The following is a 1,532-nucleotide window of genomic DNA, read 5'->3' as shown; positions in this document are numbered from 1 at the left end:
GCCTGATCGATCTCAACGTTAAGGTCATCAACATGAGTTTCGGCACGCCCGAATCGGCGTTGTCGGCCGACGCACCGCTGCCGCACGAGGAGGTCATCCGGTATGCCCTGGCACGCGGCGTGATCCTGGTGGCCGCCAGCGGCAATTCGGGCCTGGCGGAACGCTTCTATCCGGCGGCCCACGACGGCGTGATCGCCGTGGGCGCCATCGACCGGGGGCTGGAGCCGGCCGCGTTCAGCACGCGCGGCGACCACGTCGCGGTCTGCGCACCCGGCCGCGGCATCCCGACATGCGGCCTGCAGGGCTACCAGAGCGCCACCGGCACCAGTTTCGCCGCGCCTTTCGTCGCTGCCGCCTGCGCGCTGCTGGCGTCGCGGGCACAGCGACGCGCCTGGCCGCTGGACAGCCATGAAGCCCGCGACCTGCTGGCGAGCAGTGCGCGACCGTTCGGCCGCGCCGGCGTGGGCGGCTGCGGGAACGGCGTAATCGACGCGCTCGCGGCGTTGCGCCTGCTCGACCGGCGGATCGACCGCGACATCGCGCTGGAAACCGGAAGCGAGCCCGACCTGCACGAGACGTCCGTGTCCCCATCCCCGCGCGGCTCCCCGGCCCTACCAGCCTGAGGACCGCCCCCACGCGACCCCGGGTCGCGACCGTGTCATCGCAATGCTGCCGAGGAGAACCCCATGGCGACCCATCGAAGTTCCAGCCAGTCCCGCAAGCCAGTGGGCCCCCCGGCACCCGTCACCGGCGCCGAGCGGCATGCCGGCTTCCACCACTCCGTTCCCGATGAGAGAGAACAGTCATGAAACGTATCCTGCTGGTCGACCTGGGCGAGCGCGAGCTGAAGAAGCGCCAGGAGCTGCGTGCCCGCCAGCAATTCCTCGAGACCCTCGAGAAGACCGCCGACACCAGCGGCGGCCTCAACAGCAAGCAGCTGGACGAACTGGCGCGCATTCGCCGCCAGCTCGCCAGCGACACCGTGATCGATCCGTTCTACCGGCTGGTGGCCGCCACCCACCAGCAGAAGGACTGGAGCGAGCTCCGCCGCCAGAACGCCTTCGTCCACGAGTACGGCCTGATGGGGAGCCAGCGCATGCTGGGCAACCTGCTCGATCCGCTTGAGGCGAACGAACGCGAGATCGCATCCATATGCGGCCTGCTGCAGGTCGAGGGCTACACCGACTCGGAGCGGCCCGACTTCGTCGAGCGGATCAGCCGGGCGCAGGGCGAGTACCGTCGCCACCGTGCCCTGTTCGATGCCGTGTTTGCGCATCTGGGCCAGCGCTACGAGGTGAGCCTGAAGTCGCAGATCGACGCCGGCCTGGTCGATCCCGGTATCGTCGGCTGCGTCGAACCCGGCGGCGATCCCCAAAGCCGCAACGAAGTGCTCGACCATGCGATGGCCAAGCGTGCGGCGATCAACGCCGCCCAGGGCGCCGTGGCGCGCGCCGGCGAGGCCGAGCGCGCGGCGCAGGCCGCCGCGGAATCGGCGCGGTCGCTCGAACGGACCCGCAAGGAGCGGCAAGGCG

2 protein-coding genes are annotated in these 1,532 nt (G+C 70.3%); both read left to right on the top strand.

Annotated features, from left to right (window positions below; translation table 11 throughout):
- Positions 1-623, top strand: a 623-nt coding sequence (locus tag FKV25_RS10605) for a S8 family peptidase (protein ID WP_141518779.1), incomplete at its 5' end; no start/stop codon positions are given.
- Between the two features lie 182 nt (positions 624-805).
- The coding region (locus tag FKV25_RS10600) for a hypothetical protein (protein WP_141518778.1) at positions 806-1,532 on the top strand (727 nt) is incomplete at its 3' end.

It is taken from the genome of Marilutibacter aestuarii, assembly GCF_006546775.1.
Taxonomy (GTDB): Bacteria; Pseudomonadota; Gammaproteobacteria; order Xanthomonadales; family Xanthomonadaceae; genus Marilutibacter; species Marilutibacter aestuarii.
This window is presented reverse-complemented; position numbering and strand designations above follow the sequence as displayed.